The organism is Martinezella lusitana (genome assembly GCF_016901135.1).
GTDB classification, from domain to species: Bacteria; Pseudomonadota; Alphaproteobacteria; order Rhizobiales; family Rhizobiaceae; genus Rhizobium; species Rhizobium lusitanum_D.
Window position 1 is genome coordinate 1 of the sequence record NZ_JAFEVL010000047.1, and the last position, 16,313, is coordinate 16,313.

The window sequence follows — 16,313 nt, forward strand, 5'->3', positions numbered from 1 at the left end:
CCGAGGTCGACAACCTCATAGCAGTCCTTAAGCAAGAGGGAATGCCGTATCCGATGGGTATGGGTATCGTCTCAGGACCGGCGCTCAATTCTGTCCTGGCTGATTGCCGGCGGTTGGTGACTGTGGCCAGGAAGGCAAGCAGGTAGGATATGCCGGTTCTGAAAAATGCACGGCACGAGAAGTTCTCGCAACTCCGCGCCGAAGGCAAAACCCAGGACGAGGCATATGAGCTAGCCGGGTTCAAGCCCAGCAGGCACCATGCATCAAGGCTGGCAACAAAGGGCAACATTCAGGCGCGAGTGGCCGAGATACAAGGGCGCGCAGCCGAACGGGCTGCTGTGACCATCCACAGCCTCACAGACGAGCTTGAAGAGGCTCGTGCTATCGCGATAGCGGAGAAGCAATCTAGCGCTGCTGTAGCCGCTGTAATGGGCAAGGCAAAACTCCACGGTCATCTCATCGACAAGCGCAGGCTAGAGGGTCCGAATGGTGGCCCGGTCCAGATAGACTTAACCGGATATTCCCGTGAACAACTCGAGTCCGTCAAAGAGTTTCTTGCTCACTTTGCCAGCGCCTCCAGCGGTGATGCTGAGACTGGTGAAGGAGGAGATAGCGAAACGTGAGCATGAGTCTGAACGCATCAGGATTGCGACCGACGCTGAACGTATACGGGCCAAGTGCCAGACGCTGAGGGGTTTCATTGGCGAAGCATGGCACATTCTGGAACCGGCAAAGCCCATGGTCACGGGTTGGGCTCTGGACGCGGTTTGTGAGCATTTCGAGGCTATCACCAACGGAGACATCAATCGACTGCTGGTGAACGTTCCGCCGGGATTTATGAAGTCCCTTGTCGCGAATGTGTTTTGGCCGGCATGGGAATGGTTTCAGTTCCCGCATCTGCGCCATATCTCATTCTCATATGCATCGATCCTAACGCATCGTGACAACGGGCGCTTCCGCGATCTGCTGATGAGTCCTTGGTATCAGGGGATATTCGGAGACAGGTTTCTCCTTAAGAAGATCGGCGAGGAGCGCGTCACCAATAACCATATGGGGTGGAAGTTCGCTTCGTCAGTTGGTGGCGTTGGTACGGGTGAACGCGGTGACCGCGTGGTGCTCGATGACCCGCACAACGTCAAGGAAGCGGAATCGGACACGGTTCGTAAGGAAACGGTTCGCTGGGTTCGTGAAGGCATGTCCAACCGCCTTAACGACATGGATGAGTCGGCTATCGCGGTCATTATGCAGCGCGTCCATGAGGATGATGTCTCTGGCGCCCTTATCGAGCTAGGCGGCTATGAACACCTGATGATCCCAATGGAATGGGATGGCCGGCGCTATCATACATCGATCGGCTGGACAGATCCTCGCGACGCTGATGGCGAACTGGCTTGGCCACAGCGCTTCAGCAAGCGGGTGGTTGAGGACTTCAAAACCACGCTGGGGCCATATGGCTTCGCTGGACAGTATCAGCAAGCACCGACGCCTCGCGGTGGAGGGATCTTCAAACGCGACTGGTGGCAGATCTGGGGCAATCCGGACGATCCAGATGACCCGCAGTTTAAGAAGTTTCCGGCCTGCGAGTACATTATCGGCTCGTTGGACACGGCTTATACCCAAAAGACGGAGAATGACTTCTCGGCCATGACGGTCTGGGGTGTCTATTACGACCGATACGATATGCCGAAGGCCATTCTGATGAATGCCTGGCGGGACAGACTGGCGCTTCATGATCTAGTCGAGCGGACCGCTGCAACTGCGCGGCGCTTCAAGATTGATCGGATCCTGATTGAATCCAAGGCTGCCGGCATATCGGTTTCTCAAGAGCTGCAGCGCCTTCATGCCGCAGAAGGCTATGGCGTTCAGCTTGTCGATCCCAAGGGCGGCGACAAGACTGCCAGAGCCTATGCTATTCAGCATCTGTTCTCGGCTGAGATGATCTACGCGCCTGACCGGGATTGGGCGGACATGGTGATTACGGAAATGTCTTCGTTCCCGCGTGCCCCACATGACGACTTGGTGGATAGCGTGACGCAGGCGCTGAAGCATCTGCGAGACAGCGGCCTGTTGATCCACGGATCGGAAATGGCTGCGGAGATGGAGGGTGATCTTATGCATCGCCCTGTGAGCAAGCCTCTTTATCCAGTCTAACGGTTAGGAAAGCCCTATGATCATCTCCGAAAGCATCATCGCCGCAGCGCATGAAGGCATCGAAGCTCAGCCGTCAGTCTCGGATATCGAGAAGGCTGCGCGCGCCATTGTGATGAGCATGGGCTTCAATCCGAATAGGATGGCATTTCGCGGCCCTCCTGCTCTCGTTCGCGGCAATGTGATGCTGGTACCGATGACTGAAGCCGTTGCGTCGCTCTGGACATTCTTCACGGCCGAAGCCGAAGCCGCTCTCAATGCGGTAGAGAAATAATGCTCGCCCCATTCGTCCGTCGCTTCACCTATCGTGAGATAGAGCCTGGCAAGTGGGGCGCATTCGTTGGCTTTCAACTGATCGCCACCGGCCCGACCGAAGACGCTGTTCGTCAGCTCGTCACAGAGAGACATCGATAATCCATGGCCCGAAAGAAGAAAGACGAGCTTCCGGCAGCTAACATGCCGATGGGCTTGCTTGCGCCCTCGGCTATGCGCCAGCCGGAGCCAGACGTGCCGTCTCTCCTCGGTGACGTGGATGTTGATCTCTCAACGGATGGTCCTGTCGACGGCGTCACGATCGATCCTGCGACAGGCGCGGCGATCATTGAAATGGACGATGGCGGCGTCACGATTGATTTCTCCCCGGAGACGCCCGGAAAGGATAAGGCTGGGGCAAAGGAGCACGATGCCAACCTTGCGGAATATATCGACGACAGCGAGCTAAGCCATATAGCCGAGGATTTGCTTCTCGGCATTCAGCAGGACGATCAGTCACGCACAGACTGGCTTGAGACCAGAGCGCAGGGCATTCGATTGCTCGGCCTCAAGATGGAAAACCCGAAGAGCGGTGTAGACTCGTCCGTTGCTCTTGAGGGCATGTCCACGGTTCGCCATCCGCTGTTGCTTGAGGCTGTGCTCCGCTTCCAGGCTAACGCCCGCGGTGAATTGCTTCCGTCCTCTGGCCCCGTAAAGGTCGAAGACAAGATCGATGAGAACGGCATTCAGGATGAGCTTGCTGAGGCACTTGAGGGTGATCTAAATTATTACCTGACGACGACGGCCACGGAATATTATCCCGATACGGACAGGCTGCTTTTTTATGTTGGCTTCGGTGGTTGTGGTTTCAAGAAGGTCTATAACTGCCCAATCCGCAGGCGCCCGGTTTCGGAATCGGTCGACGCCAAGGACTTGATCGTCTCCGATGCTTCCACGGATCTGCGCAATTCTCGCCGTGTGACACATCAGATCACGATGAAGCCGTCCACGCTGAAGCGGATGCAATTGGCTGGCGCTTATCGGGATATTTCGCTCGGCGTTGCCAATCCTTCGCTTCCGAACGCGGTTGATCAGGAGATTGCCAATACGCAGGGCATTGATCCGCAGATCGCCATGCAGGAAGTAGATCGGGATCACACCATCTATGAATGCTATTGCGAACTGGATATCAAGGGCTTTGAGGACAAGGACAACAAAGGCCCGACCGGCCTTGCCCTTCCATACCGTGTCGTCATCGATCGCGATAGCCGACAGGTTCTCGAGGTCCGTCGTAACTGGCGTGAGGATGACGAGACGAAGCTTGCGAAGATAATCTTCGTCAAATACTCGTTCGTGCCCGGTCTCGGCTTCTATGACATCGGTCTCGTGCATATCCTCGGCAATACGACGAATGCACTGACGGCGGCATGGCGTGAAATGCTTGACGCCGGCATGTTCGCCAACTTCCCAGGCTTTATCTATGCCAAGCTGGCGGGACGGCAGAACACCAACGAGTTTCGGGTTCCTCCAGGCGGCGGCGTCGGCCTCGAGACAAATGGAATGTCGCTGAAAGATGCGATTATGCCGCTGCCATACGGCGATATCAAGCCAGCCTTCGCACAGTTCATCCAGAACGTCGCTGAAACTGGCCAACGTGTTGGCGGGACTGCGGAGCTGAGCATAGGCGAGGGCAAGCAAGACGCTCCAGTGGGCACAACGCTCGCTCTGCTGGAGCAGGCCACTAAGATCGAAAGCGCTGTCCATAAGCGTCTCCATGCCGCACAGGCCGAAGAATTCCAACTTCTCAAGGAATGCTTTAGAGAAAATCCGGAATCGTTCGTGCGGTCGGTCAAGGGATCGCTGGATTGGAATGCGGATAAGTTCGTGGCAGCACTTGAAGACGCATCGATCGTCCCGATGGCTGATCCAAACACGCCGTCTCACATGCATCGCCTCATGAAGGCTCAGGCTCTTGTCCAGCTCGATAAAGCCTATGAGGGCAAGCTGAACAGCGACGAGGTTTTGAATCGCGTCATTACGATGCTCGGCTATGACGATGCGCAGGCATTGATGGCTCCTCCTCAACCGCCGCAGCCGAACCCGCTGGCGATGGCAAAGATGGCTGAACTCAGCCTGAAGAGCAAAGACCAGCAGATCAAGGCTCAGGGTCAGCAGCAGGAACTGGCACTGAAGGCCAAGATTGCAGATCAGGACGCAGCCAAGGATCAGGCTGAGATCCAGGCCAAGCAGGAATTGGTACAGCAGCAGGCAGCCGCCAGTTCACAAGAACTGCAGGCAAAGCAGAAGATCGCCGGTCTGAACTTCCTTGGTGATCTCGCCAAGCATGAGAGTGCTTTAAACGAAGTGCAGGATGCATCGAAATCCATGGGCGTTCTCGGCCCTCAATAATCAGGAGAATATCTATGGCCCATCAGATGCGAGGCGAGGCAGACAAGAGCCGTGCCGACAAGATGCGCAGCATGAAGATCACGACGGCCGATCTCGGAACAGACGAAGGCGTCGGCCATGTTCTTCCCGGCCCGGATGGTACGCAGGGTGAAGCTTCAGGCGAATATGCCAAGGGCTATAAGCGCGGCGGTCGTGTCGACGGTTCGAAGGTCGACGGCAAGAACGCCAAGGTCCGCATCGATCGCCCCGGCAAGTTTGCCAATGGCGGGAACGTCGGCAAAGCCAAGAAGGGAAGCGCGACCACGGTAAACGTGATTGTTGCCCCGTCAAAGCCTCAGGGCGCCCCAATGGCGCCTCCGATGGGTGGCGCGCCTGTTCCGCCGCCAATGCCGGCTCAAGCCTCTCCTGGGGCTCCTATGCCCCCGTCTCCGGGTATGCCGATGCGCAAAGATGGCGGTCGCGTTCCGAAGATGACGGCCGGCGCGGGCAGTGGCGAAGGCCGGCTCGAGAAAATCAAGGAATACGGCAAGAACGCCAAGGCCAAATAATCCGCATACACGATGGGGGTTTTTCGACTGGCCCCACTCGCGACCGGAACAAGCGTTTGCTCGCCCGTGAAGAACGGCGCCGTCCCATCGTGTGGCATTTTACGGCGTAAGCAGCGAAGCGAGAACTCATGAGCGCAAGTGTTGCAGATATCCGCTTGCTCAATAGGGCGCGGGAAGAGCTCGGCGAGATTATCGGAACCAAGTCCGAAGCGGTCGCAGGCAACATCGCGGTTGACTTTCCTGATTACAAATATCGGTGCGGAGAGATCGCGGGATTGAATACCGCGCTCGAAGTGCTGTCCGAAATCGTTCGGAAGATGGGTGATCAACGCCTTTAACCAGAGGAAACCATGGCAGCAAATAAGCCGCAAAGCACGAAAGAAGAAATCCTATCATCCATCGGTGACATCGATGGTTTCGAGGTCATGCACAATCAGATCCTCGTCGGCATTTACATGCGTGGCGCGAAGATCGGCAGCATCTTCATCCCGGAGAAAACCCAGGATGAAGACCGCTGGCAAGGCAAGGTTGGCCTTGTCCTGAAGAAGGGACCGATCGCCTTTCAGAATGACGGCTCCAATGACTTCGGTGGCCAAAACGTCGAGGTCGGCGATTGGGTGATCTATCGCGTTTCCGATGGCTTCTCCATCGACATCAACGAAACGCACTGCCGGCTGCTTGAGGACGTCCACATCAAGGGCCGCGTCTCTGACCCCTCCCTGATCTACTGAGGAAAACCACGATGGCTACTGATGAAGGCAACAAGCCGGATGATGATCTGGAAATTGTCGTCGATGACACGATGCTCGAAGCTGGCGATATCGAAGGCGATACCGGGAAAAATCCTGGCGGCGTCGAGGACTGGAAGGCCCAGTTGGCGGCCGCTCAGAAAGAAGCCGCCGATGCCAAGGCTCAAGCGGTCGAGGCAGAGCGCCTAGCCAAGGACCGCGCCACCGAGATCGAACGCTTCCAGCGCGAGAATGCCCAGGTTCGCAATACTGCGGTAAGCGCCGAAATGATGGCGCTGGACAACGCGATTGCGAATGTCGAGCACGAGCGCAACGACGCCAAGCAGAAGTATCGTCTCGCTATGGAAGCGGGAGACTTCGAGGCTGCCGCCGATGCGCAGGCTGCGATATCCGAGGTTGCTGTCAAGGCGCAGCGGATGAAGGAAGGCAAGGCCGCTCTTGAGCGCCGTTCCGAAGATGCCAAGCAGAAGAGCGATCCGATCGAGCAATACGTTACCGGCATGACGGCAACGTCGGCAAGCTGGGTTCGGTCTCATCCGGACATGTTTTTGAACGATGCCAAGCGTAGCTATGTGATCGCCGCTCACCACAAGGCGGTCGAGAGCGGAATCTCCATCGACAGCGACGACTATTTCGATTTCATCGAAAAGGAAATGGGGCTGAAGCCGCGGAACGAACAGGACCCCGGGATTGGGGCCAGACGCACCACAGCAGCGCCGGCCGCTCCTGTAAGCCGTGGTGGGTCTGCTGACGCCCCTCAGCCGCGCGGGACCAATACCATTCGGCTCACGGCTGCTCAGCGCGAGATTGCCGCACTGTCGGGCCTCACCGACGCCGAATATGCCAAGCAGCTCCTCGCTATCCAGCGCGAGAATGGCACCACTCACTAAGGATCACTCACATGGAAACCGATATCGAGAAGCGTGGCCCAGGCCGGCCGCGCAAGGAAGACGAAGTGCGCTCTGCAATCCGCACCGCTCCTATCCGGGAGCGCAAGCGCAAGGGCGGTCAGATCGCCGACAAATACTATATCGACCCGAGGGTTATCCCGGAGGGCACCAGCTACGAATGGAAGCGTCACACCGTCTATGGTGCGCCTGATCCTTCCTACGATGTCTTCATGCGCGAACAGGGCTGGGAACCGGTGACTTCCGAACGTCATCCCGATCTCGTCGCCGACGGTTACAATGGCCCGATCATCCGCGACGGCCTTATGCTGATGGAACGCCCGATCGAACTCACTCGGGAAGCGCAGGCCGAAGATCGCGCCGCCGCCGCCGAAGTCGTTCGCGTCAAGAAGCAACAGCTCGGCGAAGCTCCGGCCGGCACGCTGCCGCGCGAAGCTCCCAATCTGCAGAACTTCAATCGCACCTCTTACGAAGCCATGGAAATCGATTCCTAAGGCTTGCGTACCTCTATTGCCAGAGCGGGCCGCTCTAGCATCATCCGAGACATAACTACCGGGCCGGTAGCGATGCTCTTCCTTCCTGAATGGAGATGGCAATGGCTAACACCTTTGCACCGTTCGGTTTCTCTCAGACACGCGGTACCGGTTCCTCGCCGACCTACGAGCAAGTTCCTCGTCAGATCGCCTTGACCGCTGGCGCAATCTATTCTGGAGATCCCGTCACCAGTCAGTCGGACGGCACTATCGCTCAGTCCGTTGCTGGCACCACGCAGATCGCAGGCATTTTCCTCGGCTGCACTTACATATCGGCCGCTGTCGGGCGTCGGGTATGGGCTGAATACTGGCCTGGCTCTGGGTCCGCTCTCGCGAACACGACCGTTGAAGCGTGGATCATCAATGATCCGAACGCACAGTTCGAAGTTCAGTCCGGCAATGCCGGATCTCCGGTCACGCTGGCAGACGTTGGTGCAAACATCAACTTCGCGATCGGCACGGGGAATGCCCTCACGGGCCGTTCCGGTGCCTATGCCAACCAGGCGACGATTGCAGCAGCAACGACCACGCTGCCGTTCCGTATCGTCAATCTCATCACCAACCCGCCCGGCGCAAATGGCACCGACGCTACGTCGAATGGCAACTGGATTGTTGTTGCATTCAACAACGTCGATACCCGCGTCCTGACGGGCCAGTAAGAGGAGATTAGGATATGGCTATCAATCTCGCACAAATCCGCGATCTCCTCCTCCCCGGTCTCCGCGGCGTTACCGGTAAGTACGATCAGATCCCCGCCCGTTGGCCGAACGTGTTCACCAAGGGCAATTCCAAGATGGCGCTGGAACGCACTGCGTCCATGCGTTATCTCGGTCTCGCAAAGCTCAAGACCGAAGGTGGCCAGACCTCCTTCGACAACCAGGCCGGTGAGCGCTACATCTATAACCAGGAGCACAATGAAATTGCTCTCGGTTATGCGATCACGCGCAAGGCGATCGACGACAACCTCTACAAGGCCCAGTTCCAGCCTTCCAACCTCGGCCTGATGCAATCCTTTGCCCAGACCAAGGAAATCTACGGGTGGAACGTCTTCAACACGTCGAACGTCTACAATCCGGCAATCGGCGGCGATGGCGTGTCCCTCGTGGCAAGCAATCATCCGATCGATGGCGGTACGATTGCCAACACGCCGGCCGTTCAGGTGGATTTGAACGAATCCGCTCTGCTGAACGCGATGACGACGATCCCGGTCACGTTCCTCGACAACGCCGGTCTCAAGACATTCGCACGGGCTCGCAAGCTCGTGGTCCCGAATGCTCTCGAGCCTGTCGCAATCCGCCTCACCAAGACGGAACTACGTCCGGGCACCGCCGATAACGATGTCAACGCCATCCTGTCCACCTCTGGTGGTCTGCCGGAGGGCTATACGGTGTCGGAGTTCCTGACCAGCAACTTCGCATGGTTCCTCCTCACCAACATCGAAGGGCTTCTCTATCTCGATCGTATCCCGTTCGAGACGGATATGCAGGTCGATTTCACGACCGACAACCTTCTGGTGAAGGGCTATGCTCGTTACTCGTTCGGCTATTACGACTGGCGTGCAATTTGGGGTTCTCTGCCGACCGCTTAACCGCGGCCGGTCGAGAACTTTCCTCAAGGAAAGGATATCCCAATGACCACCACAGCCTTTACCGGCCCTCTCTCGACGTTCACGCAAAAACTTGACGGCACTAGCTCTGGTTATACTGACCAGGGCTATGCCCTCATGTCTCAGCGCGTTTCGTTGACGCAGAACAGCACGACCGCAGTTACCGGCCGCGTTGACCTTCCTCAAGGTAGCCAGATCACCGGTTTCAACGTCGATGTGACGACTGCCTATGACTCTGCGACCTCGGCCACTCTTACGATCGGTACAGCCGCCGCCGGCACTCAATATGTCGGCGCGGTGGATGCGAAGGTCGCAGGACGCGCCGCTCCCACCTATTCTGCAGCTCAGCTCACTGCGATGCAGAACATCACGACCAACCACGGCGTATTCGTCACGGTAACGCCCGTGGGCGCTACGACTGCGGGAGCGGTCACTGTAACCGTGTTCTATGTTCAACAGCCCCAGGCAGGAGACACGCCATGAAGGGTAAGATGAAAAGTTGCCGCAAGGACGGCGGCGTTGTTCCGAAGGACGAGTCTCCCAAGGATGTCTATGCCGGCGCTGATTCCAACGTGAAGAAAGAGGCTGACGAACGCAAGGACGGCGGCCGCGTCAAGAAGAAGGAAATGGGCAAGGTCGACGGCAAGAAGTCGAAGATGCGCCTTGACCGTCCCGGCCGTAAAGCCGGCGGTCGCGTAGGCGCTGATTCCAGCCCGCTTTCCTCGGCCGCCAAGACGACGGGTGCCTCCGATAAGGAGGGCGACTGATTACGCCTCTGGCGGGTCGGTCGAGGACAAGTGGGTCTCGGGAGCCATAAAGCATCCGGGAGCCTTGCATCGTGAACTGGGCGTGAAGAAGGGGGATAAAATCCCCGCCAATAAGATCGAGAAGGCCGCACATTCGGACAATCCGAAGCTGGCCAAACGAGCGCGTCTCGCCGAGACACTGAAATCCTTCCACTAGGGCAGGGGCTTCGGCTCCTGCCTTCTCCATTTTCGAGGGCAATATGGCAACTGTGAACATCGTCCTCACGACGACGAATGCGCGGATCCAACAGCAAACCGCTTCTGACGACGCCATTATCAGTCAACAGGACATTACCTTGTCCGCTTCTTCGCAGACATCGACAGTCGTAGCGACTTCTTTAAACGGTCAGGACCAGTTCTGGGAGATCACAACTAGCGGCAGCAATGTCCGCGTCGCCTTTGGCCCCAATGCCTCTGTAACCGTGACTGCCACCACTGGGCGGCTCATCCCTGACGGGAGTACTCGCTGGTTCCGCGCCACTCCCGGCTATAGCCCTGCCGTGATCACTTCAGCGTAAGGCGGCCAGATGACAAGCAGCGGCACAACTTCGTTCAATCCGGGGATCGGCGAAGTCACGATGTATTCATATGGCTTGTGTGGCATTCGTCGCGCGGCCATTACACAGGAGCATCTGGTTGACGCCCGCATGGCGATGAACCTGATGCTTTCTGATTGGAACAACGACACTCCCAATCTGTGGAAGGTCGATCTGGTCGAGGTAACGCTTATCCAAGGACAGGCAGTATATCCCGTTGATCCCTCCACGATCATGATCCTCGATATCTACTGGCGTGTGGACGACGGCAATGGCAACCCGATCGATACGATCATCTGGCCTTTGTCTCGCACCGAATACGCTTCTATGCCCAACAAGGACATGCAGGGACGCGTTACGAGTTTCTGGTTCGATCGCCTGCTTTCCCCCTCGATCACGCTCTGGCAAGTCCCTGACGGCGGTGGGCCGTATCTGCTCCGCTATTATCGCGTGACGCAGATCTTCGACGCCAATCTGCAGGGCGGTGAAACGCTTGATCTCCCGAACAGATGGTTCGGCGCCTTTGCGTGGGGATTGGCGTCTCGGCTCGCTCACAGCTATGCGCCAGAGCAAGTCATGAGGCTTGAGGCCAAAGCACAGCAAGCGCTTCAGAATGCTCAGGAAGAAGACACCGAGGATGTTCCTCTCTTTATTGCCCCATCTACAAACGCATATTATCAGCGATGAAATTCTCAGCTCGTGAAAAGCCGTCCGTGGTCTACAAGATCACGAATACGGTCAATGGCAAGTTTTATATTGGCGTTACTACCCAGCCAATGTTGTTCAGGTTTTCGCAACACATTTGCCATGCATTCAAGAAAAACCAATCGGGGATGCTTCAGAAGGCTATCCGGAAATATGAGCGTGACTCGTTCGTAATTGAAGAATTGTCTCGGTTCAGAACTGGCGATGAGGGCTTAGTGGCAGAGGCGGAATTTATCGCGCTACTAAAGCCTCAATATAATTGCACCGATGGTGGGCTTGGTCAGCAAGGAAGAGCTACATCGGCTGAGACCCGCGCTAAAATCTCTGTCTTAAAAACAGGAAACAAATATCGGGCTGGAAAGCGAAATTCTGAGACTGCCAAACAGAGACAGCGTGAACGAGGACTGGCGAACAAGGATAAGTTTGCGATCTTTGCAAAGCTCGGTCCTGATGCACTGAAGCGGCAGGTCATATGCCTCAACGACGGGAATGTTTTTGAGAGCACGAGAGTTGCGTCAGAATTCTATCTCATAAGCAAAAGCGCCATTACAGAAGTTTGCCTTCGGAAAGCTCGTAGGGCTTCCGCTGGTGGCCGCGTGTTCCGCTATCTTGGGGATGAATACAACGCAGAGGAAGAAATTGCAGAAGCAAGTAAACGTGCTTCCGAGCGTGCATCAAAGGGGTCGAAGAAGCTCATGAAGCCCTTGGTGTGCCTCAATGACGGCCAGGTGTACCCAAGCGCCATCGAAGCTTCAGCCAAATACGGGGTCCATCGCAGTTCAATTTCCGAAGTGTGCAGGGGCGTGAAAAACTCGGCTCGCGGCTTCATATTTCAGTATCTAAGCGAGGCTGCATAAACATGGCATGGCGGCCACACGGAAGAGCGAGAGTAAGCTCCAAATCCCCCCAAGCCTTTGCAGTTTGTGACGCGTGCGGGGCGTGGCGAAACCACGTTGATCTACGCTGGCAACTTCAGTGGAGTGGCAATCGTCTCCAAAATCTTAGGCTATTGGTTTGTGAAAGTTGCTGGGATGAGCCGCAGCAGCAGTTGCGGACGCGCATTCTATCCCCAGACCCGCTGCCGATCCGGAACCCACGGCCCGAATATTTTTATGTCGACGAAAATACCTTCCTCTACACAAATGATGGCAATCAGTTCGTCACGAACGATGGTCTTGATCTGGTGACAAACTAATGGTCGATTACACCACCTATGTTGCTCAGCTCGAGAACATGATCGTGATGGATGCTGCGGACGCGGATTTTCCCGTGGTCCTGCCGGCGATCATCAATTATGCTGAGATGCGGATATATCGAGAGCTTGACCTCATATCGACCATCTTTCGCGACACCAGCGTTTCCCTGACCACGGCAAACCCCAACGCAGCATTTCCAGAAACGTTCGTAGTTGTCCAAGGTGTGAACGTTCTCACTCCGATAGCGACCGATCCGGCCATCGCGGCAAGAAATCCTCTTGTCCCGACTTCGAAGGAAGTCATCTATGCGCTCTGGGGAAATCCCAACGCGACCGGTCTTCCGCAGATGTACGCCATGGTGGATCAATGGAACGCGATCCTAGGCCCGTCTCCGGATAATTTCTACACGCTGGAAGTATACGGGACGCAGAGGCCAGAGCCGCTTTCTGTGAGCAATACGACCACCTTCCTCACGACCTATCTCTATGACCTGTTTCTGGCGGCCTCGATGGTGTTCGCCTCGGGCTACATGAGGAATTTCGGGGCGCAGACCAGCGACCCGCAAATGTCATCGTCTTGGGAACAGCAATATCAGACGCTCAAGGGATCGGCCAACATCGAAGAACTTCGGAAAAAGTCTTGGTCCGATGCTTGGACGGCATTTGCTCCCACTCCTCTTGCGCAGCCGCCGAGGGGATAATCAATGCCACTGCAGACGATTACGCTAAATCCAGGTGTGAATATAGAAGCCACGCCAACGTTGAACGCTGCGACCATCCAGACATCCCAGCTTATCCGCTTCAAGGCCGCCGGCAACATGGTGCTGGTGGAGAAATTGGGTGGATGGGTAAAGTTCTATCCGGCGTCGGTTAATTCGCCTGTGCGTGGGCTGCATGCATGGGAAGGCATCAATGCCGATTCTCATCTGGCTATTGGCGCCGAAGATTCCCTGAGCGTCATCAGCAACGGGGTGTTCCAAGATGTAACGCCGCGGACATTGACCAGCGATACGCCTCCTGATTTTTCCACCACGTCAGGCAGCGATATCGTCGAGATCAACGACCCGAATATTACCGTTTCCATCTATGATTCGGTATTTCTGGTGACGCCGGTTGCCGTGGGTGGGCTTGTGCTACAAGGGTCGTATGCAATTGCGACCGTTACAGGAACGCACTCTTACACGATCATAGCCGGGCAGAATGCGACCAGTACGGTAACAAGCGGAGGTGATCTTCCGACTTTCACCACCAGCATTGGGACACCAGAAATAACGGTTATTCTCGCGAACAATGGGTTCAGTGTTGGCGGAAATTTTGCGGTAGCAACGCCAACATCAGTCGGCGGTCTAATTGTTCGAGGATCCTACCTTGTTCAGCGCATCGTTGATCCAGATACCTTCACGATCAACAGCACGAATACAGCCACATCGTCAGCTACGGCCACGATGAACGGAGGGGATGCCGAATTCATCTATTACATCGGCATATCGCCAACCACGCCATCGGCGGGATATGGCATCGGCCCTTATGGTGAAGGAGCATATGGCATCGGCGTATCCCCATCCCCATCCCCTGGCGATCCGATCACGACAACAAATTGGACGCTTGATAATTGGGGGGAAATCCTCATTGCCTGTCCGACAAATGGTCCGATTTACACATGGTCTCCTGAAAGCGGATATTTTGTTGCCACGAAGATTGTCGGCGCACCGGAGGTCAACGGCGGGATATTCGTCTCCGATCCGTATCAGATCCTCATCGCCTGGGCATCATCGATAAATGGGGTTCAAGATCCACTCCTGATCAACTGGTCCGATTCCGGCGACTACACCAATTGGACGGTGACCGCCCTTACTCAGGCCGGCGGCTATCGCATTCCAACGGGATCGAAGATTGTCGGCGGTCTTCAAGGCCCACAGTTCGCGTTCATCTGGACCGACATCGAAGTATGGGCGATGCAATATGTGCAGCCACCTTTGGTGTTTGGCTTTACCAAACTGGCACAGGAATGCGGGCTGATCGCTCGTCATGCGGCGTGTGTCGTTAATTCATCCGTCTACTGGATGGGGAATAACCAGTTTTACCTCTATGCTGGAGCTGGTGTTCAGCCGATCGTCTGCTCTGTCTGGGATTTCATCTTTCAGGATCTGGACCAGAATAATATCGACAAAATCCACGTAGCTCCCAACAACGGCTTCGGCGAGATTGCTTGGTATTTCCCATCTGCCTCAGGTGGCACCGGCGAAGTTGATTCCTATGTGAAGTTCAACTTCATTCTCAATTGCTGGGATTGCGGACGCTTGGATCGAACCGCTTGGATTGACCAATCGGTTTTGGGGCAGCCCATCGGGGCAAGTTCGGCCGGAGTTATTTACCAGCATGAAGTGGCCAACGATGCTGATGGTGCCCCGATGGGGGAATTTTTCGAAACGGGCTATTCGGAAATCGCACAGGGCGAAAATCTGACATTCATCGATTGGATGATCCCGGATTTTCGATATGGCAAATTCAATGCTCCAGAATCGGCCGCGCTCAACATCACCCTGAAGTATGCGGATTATCCGAGTGGCCAGGTGAAGACGAAAGGGCCTTACGCCGTCTCTTCATCCACCAGTTTCAAAAATCCCCGTCTTCGAGGCCGACTGGTGGCCATGCGGATTGAGGGAGCAGGCACAAATGCGTTTTGGCGGATGGGCGGCTTAAAATATCGCGCCGCACAGGATGGAAAGAGGTAGGACATGGCAGTAGGCGATAACGGCCAAGGATTTAATATCCTTTCGGCAATCCAAAACGGCGTCCAAGCTCTCAATGGAATTCGTCAGGCGTTTTCTAACGCGTTTCCCCAAGTGGGTGGGACAACAGCAACGGCAACGGGAGGAGCGATTACTCCTCCAGCCCAAGTCGTAGGGTACATTGTCGTATCACTGCCTAATGGGTCGGCTGTAAAGGTTCCATATTATGACTAAGATAGCGGCGCCGGGGAGTGGGGATGACGACGTCGGAGCGGCCATGAGGTTGGCTGCCACGCCGTACACGCGTCCGGCGCCAACCATAGGCGCACTTAAATCGCATGTCGCCGGCCGTACTGACCATCTTCCAATCGATGTTCCGGCCGAAAGTTTCGTAATCCCTGCCGATATTGTCTCTGGTCTCGGGGAGGGGAATTCGGAAAATGGTCACAAGATCCTTGACCAGCTCTTCAACCTTCCCGGCGCATCTGCCCCCGCTGCCATTCATCGAAAGGACGGCGGCGCTGTCCCGATCATGGCAGCAGGAGGCGAATACGTTGTTCCCCCCGAGGTGATCGCGAGACTTGGTGGCGGCGATCTGAAACGAGGACACAAAATTCTCGAGCATTTCGTTCTGCATACCCGCAAGCAGACGATCAAGACGCTGAAGAAACTCCCAACCCCCCACAAATAGTGAAAGCCCAATATGTCTGATTCCGTTCGCCTCGCGGTCCCGGCCGACGAGGATAAGCTCGTTGCAATGATCAGCATGCTCCATGACGAAAATGGTCTATTCCCGCTCTCTCCTGACCGCGTCAGAGCATACATGCAGCGTTATTTCCAAATGAAAGGCGCTCTGATCGGCGTCATTGGAGAAATCGGTGATCCTGTCGGCAGCATCTATCTCGGTATCGAGCAGCCATATTATTCTGACGCCTGGTATCTCAACGAGGCATGGAATTTTGTCCATCCTGATCACCGACGCTCTGACTATGCCAAGAAACTTCTCGGCTGGGCCAAGGAAAAATCAGGGGAGATGGAAATCCCGCTGATGGTGGGGATCGTCAGCAATCATCGAACCGAAGCAAAGGTTCGTCTCTACGAAAAGCAGTTGGAAAAGGCTGGCGCGTTCTTTGTCTGGAACCGCCATTTTGCAGGCCCATGCGCTTGGGACAAGTAAGGAACGATA

General features: G+C 55.9%; 20 protein-coding genes. All 20 read left to right on the forward strand.

Annotated features, from left to right (window positions below; translation table 11 throughout):
• The first annotated feature begins 149 nt into the window (after window positions 1-149).
• The 20 genes from JTP94_RS20655 (at window position 150) to JTP94_RS20750 (ending at window position 16,304) form a co-directional block, all read left to right on the forward strand.
• Window positions 150-623 carry a hypothetical protein gene (locus JTP94_RS20655; RefSeq protein WP_204852360.1) on the forward strand — a complete coding sequence of 158 codons (474 nt, stop codon included), beginning with the start codon at window positions 150-152 and terminating at the stop codon, window positions 621-623.
• On the forward strand, window positions 586-2,151 hold the full coding sequence (gene terL, locus JTP94_RS20660) for a phage terminase large subunit (RefSeq protein ID WP_204852361.1): 1,566 nt from the start codon (window positions 586-588) through the stop codon (window positions 2,149-2,151). The genes JTP94_RS20655 and terL overlap by 38 nt, the downstream gene beginning before the upstream one ends.
• Before the next feature lie 16 nt (window positions 2,152-2,167).
• Window positions 2,168-2,422, forward strand: coding sequence for a hypothetical protein (locus tag JTP94_RS20665; RefSeq protein ID WP_204852362.1), 255 nt, complete (start codon window positions 2,168-2,170; stop codon window positions 2,420-2,422).
• A gap of 143 nt (window positions 2,423-2,565) precedes the next feature.
• Window positions 2,566-4,809, forward strand: a complete 2,244-nt coding sequence (locus tag JTP94_RS20670; RefSeq protein WP_204852363.1) for a hypothetical protein — start codon at window positions 2,566-2,568, stop codon at window positions 4,807-4,809.
• 14 nt (window positions 4,810-4,823) lie between these two features.
• On the forward strand, window positions 4,824-5,357 hold the full coding sequence (locus tag JTP94_RS20675; RefSeq protein ID WP_204852364.1) for a hypothetical protein: 534 nt from the start codon (window positions 4,824-4,826) through the stop codon (window positions 5,355-5,357).
• 128 nt (window positions 5,358-5,485) lie between these two features.
• Window positions 5,486-5,695, forward strand: coding sequence for a hypothetical protein (locus JTP94_RS20680; RefSeq protein ID WP_204852365.1), 210 nt, complete (start codon window positions 5,486-5,488; stop codon window positions 5,693-5,695).
• Between the two features lie 12 nt (window positions 5,696-5,707).
• The gene (locus JTP94_RS20685; RefSeq protein WP_204852366.1) at window positions 5,708-6,088 is read left to right on the forward strand and encodes a hypothetical protein; all 381 of its coding nucleotides are present in this window, start codon (window positions 5,708-5,710) and stop codon (window positions 6,086-6,088) included.
• An 11-nt stretch (window positions 6,089-6,099) separates the two neighbouring features.
• Window positions 6,100-6,996 (forward strand): hypothetical protein, encoded by an 897-nt coding sequence (locus tag JTP94_RS20690; RefSeq protein WP_204852367.1) that lies wholly within the window; start codon window positions 6,100-6,102, stop codon window positions 6,994-6,996.
• 11 nt (window positions 6,997-7,007) lie between these two features.
• Window positions 7,008-7,508 (forward strand): hypothetical protein, encoded by a 501-nt coding sequence (locus tag JTP94_RS20695; protein WP_204852368.1) that lies wholly within the window; start codon window positions 7,008-7,010, stop codon window positions 7,506-7,508.
• Between the two features lie 101 nt (window positions 7,509-7,609).
• Window positions 7,610-8,206 carry a hypothetical protein gene (locus tag JTP94_RS20700; RefSeq protein WP_204852369.1) on the forward strand — a complete coding sequence of 199 codons (597 nt, stop codon included), beginning with the start codon at window positions 7,610-7,612 and terminating at the stop codon, window positions 8,204-8,206.
• 14 nt (window positions 8,207-8,220) lie between these two features.
• The gene (locus tag JTP94_RS20705; protein ID WP_204852370.1) at window positions 8,221-9,135 is read left to right on the forward strand and encodes a hypothetical protein; all 915 of its coding nucleotides are present in this window, start codon (window positions 8,221-8,223) and stop codon (window positions 9,133-9,135) included.
• A 135-nt stretch (window positions 9,136-9,270) separates the two neighbouring features.
• A complete protein-coding gene (locus JTP94_RS20710; protein WP_204852371.1) occupies window positions 9,271-9,636 on the forward strand; it encodes a hypothetical protein in 366 nt (121 codons plus the stop codon).
• The gene (locus tag JTP94_RS20715) at window positions 9,633-9,920 is read left to right on the forward strand and encodes a hypothetical protein (RefSeq protein ID WP_204852372.1); all 288 of its coding nucleotides are present in this window, start codon (window positions 9,633-9,635) and stop codon (window positions 9,918-9,920) included. The genes JTP94_RS20710 and JTP94_RS20715 overlap by 4 nt, the downstream gene beginning before the upstream one ends.
• Window positions 9,921-10,159: 239 nt before the next feature.
• Window positions 10,160-10,477, forward strand: coding sequence for a hypothetical protein (locus JTP94_RS20720; RefSeq protein ID WP_204852373.1), 318 nt, complete (start codon window positions 10,160-10,162; stop codon window positions 10,475-10,477).
• A 9-nt stretch (window positions 10,478-10,486) separates the two neighbouring features.
• Window positions 10,487-11,182: a hypothetical protein gene (locus JTP94_RS20725; protein ID WP_204852374.1), complete on the forward strand. Its 696-nt coding sequence runs from the start codon at window positions 10,487-10,489 to the stop codon at window positions 11,180-11,182.
• Window positions 11,183-11,208: 26 nt separating this feature from the next.
• Window positions 11,209-12,057, forward strand: coding sequence for a GIY-YIG nuclease family protein (locus JTP94_RS20730; protein WP_204852375.1), 849 nt, complete (start codon window positions 11,209-11,211; stop codon window positions 12,055-12,057).
• A gap of 337 nt (window positions 12,058-12,394) precedes the next feature.
• Window positions 12,395-13,096 (forward strand): hypothetical protein, encoded by a 702-nt coding sequence (locus tag JTP94_RS20735; RefSeq protein WP_204852376.1) that lies wholly within the window; start codon window positions 12,395-12,397, stop codon window positions 13,094-13,096.
• A 3-nt stretch (window positions 13,097-13,099) separates the two neighbouring features.
• Window positions 13,100-15,130, forward strand: a complete 2,031-nt coding sequence (locus JTP94_RS20740) for a hypothetical protein (RefSeq protein WP_204852377.1) — start codon at window positions 13,100-13,102, stop codon at window positions 15,128-15,130.
• A gap of 274 nt (window positions 15,131-15,404) precedes the next feature.
• Window positions 15,405-15,818, forward strand: a complete 414-nt coding sequence (locus JTP94_RS20745; RefSeq protein ID WP_204852378.1) for a hypothetical protein — start codon at window positions 15,405-15,407, stop codon at window positions 15,816-15,818.
• A 12-nt stretch (window positions 15,819-15,830) separates the two neighbouring features.
• Window positions 15,831-16,304, forward strand: a complete 474-nt coding sequence (locus JTP94_RS20750) for a GNAT family N-acetyltransferase (RefSeq protein WP_204852379.1) — start codon at window positions 15,831-15,833, stop codon at window positions 16,302-16,304.
• Window positions 16,305-16,313 lie beyond the last annotated feature (9 nt).

Bases quoted from the DNA above. Each gene is read 5' to 3' on its own strand.
- JTP94_RS20655 (WP_204852360.1), top strand. From the start codon at position 150: ATGCCGGTTCTGAAAAATGCACGGCACGAGAAGTTCTCGCAACTCCGC.
- terL (WP_204852361.1), top strand. From the start codon at position 586: ATGCTGAGACTGGTGAAGGAGGAGATAGCGAAACGTGAGCATGAGTCT.
- JTP94_RS20665 (WP_204852362.1), top strand. From the start codon at position 2,168: ATGATCATCTCCGAAAGCATCATCGCCGCAGCGCATGAAGGCATCGAA.
- JTP94_RS20670 (WP_204852363.1), top strand. From the start codon at position 2,566: ATGGCCCGAAAGAAGAAAGACGAGCTTCCGGCAGCTAACATGCCGATG.
- JTP94_RS20675 (WP_204852364.1), top strand. From the start codon at position 4,824: ATGGCCCATCAGATGCGAGGCGAGGCAGACAAGAGCCGTGCCGACAAG.
- JTP94_RS20680 (WP_204852365.1), top strand. From the start codon at position 5,486: ATGAGCGCAAGTGTTGCAGATATCCGCTTGCTCAATAGGGCGCGGGAA.
- JTP94_RS20685 (WP_204852366.1), top strand. From the start codon at position 5,708: ATGGCAGCAAATAAGCCGCAAAGCACGAAAGAAGAAATCCTATCATCC.
- JTP94_RS20690 (WP_204852367.1), top strand. From the start codon at position 6,100: ATGGCTACTGATGAAGGCAACAAGCCGGATGATGATCTGGAAATTGTC.
- JTP94_RS20695 (WP_204852368.1), top strand. From the start codon at position 7,008: ATGGAAACCGATATCGAGAAGCGTGGCCCAGGCCGGCCGCGCAAGGAA.
- JTP94_RS20700 (WP_204852369.1), top strand. From the start codon at position 7,610: ATGGCTAACACCTTTGCACCGTTCGGTTTCTCTCAGACACGCGGTACC.
- JTP94_RS20705 (WP_204852370.1), top strand. From the start codon at position 8,221: ATGGCTATCAATCTCGCACAAATCCGCGATCTCCTCCTCCCCGGTCTC.
- JTP94_RS20710 (WP_204852371.1), top strand. From the start codon at position 9,271: ATGTCTCAGCGCGTTTCGTTGACGCAGAACAGCACGACCGCAGTTACC.
- JTP94_RS20715 (WP_204852372.1), top strand. From the start codon at position 9,633: ATGAAGGGTAAGATGAAAAGTTGCCGCAAGGACGGCGGCGTTGTTCCG.
- JTP94_RS20720 (WP_204852373.1), top strand. From the start codon at position 10,160: ATGGCAACTGTGAACATCGTCCTCACGACGACGAATGCGCGGATCCAA.
- JTP94_RS20725 (WP_204852374.1), top strand. From the start codon at position 10,487: ATGACAAGCAGCGGCACAACTTCGTTCAATCCGGGGATCGGCGAAGTC.
- JTP94_RS20735 (WP_204852376.1), top strand. From the start codon at position 12,395: ATGGTCGATTACACCACCTATGTTGCTCAGCTCGAGAACATGATCGTG.
- JTP94_RS20740 (WP_204852377.1), top strand. From the start codon at position 13,100: ATGCCACTGCAGACGATTACGCTAAATCCAGGTGTGAATATAGAAGCC.
- JTP94_RS20745 (WP_204852378.1), top strand. From the start codon at position 15,405: ATGAGGTTGGCTGCCACGCCGTACACGCGTCCGGCGCCAACCATAGGC.
- JTP94_RS20750 (WP_204852379.1), top strand. From the start codon at position 15,831: ATGTCTGATTCCGTTCGCCTCGCGGTCCCGGCCGACGAGGATAAGCTC.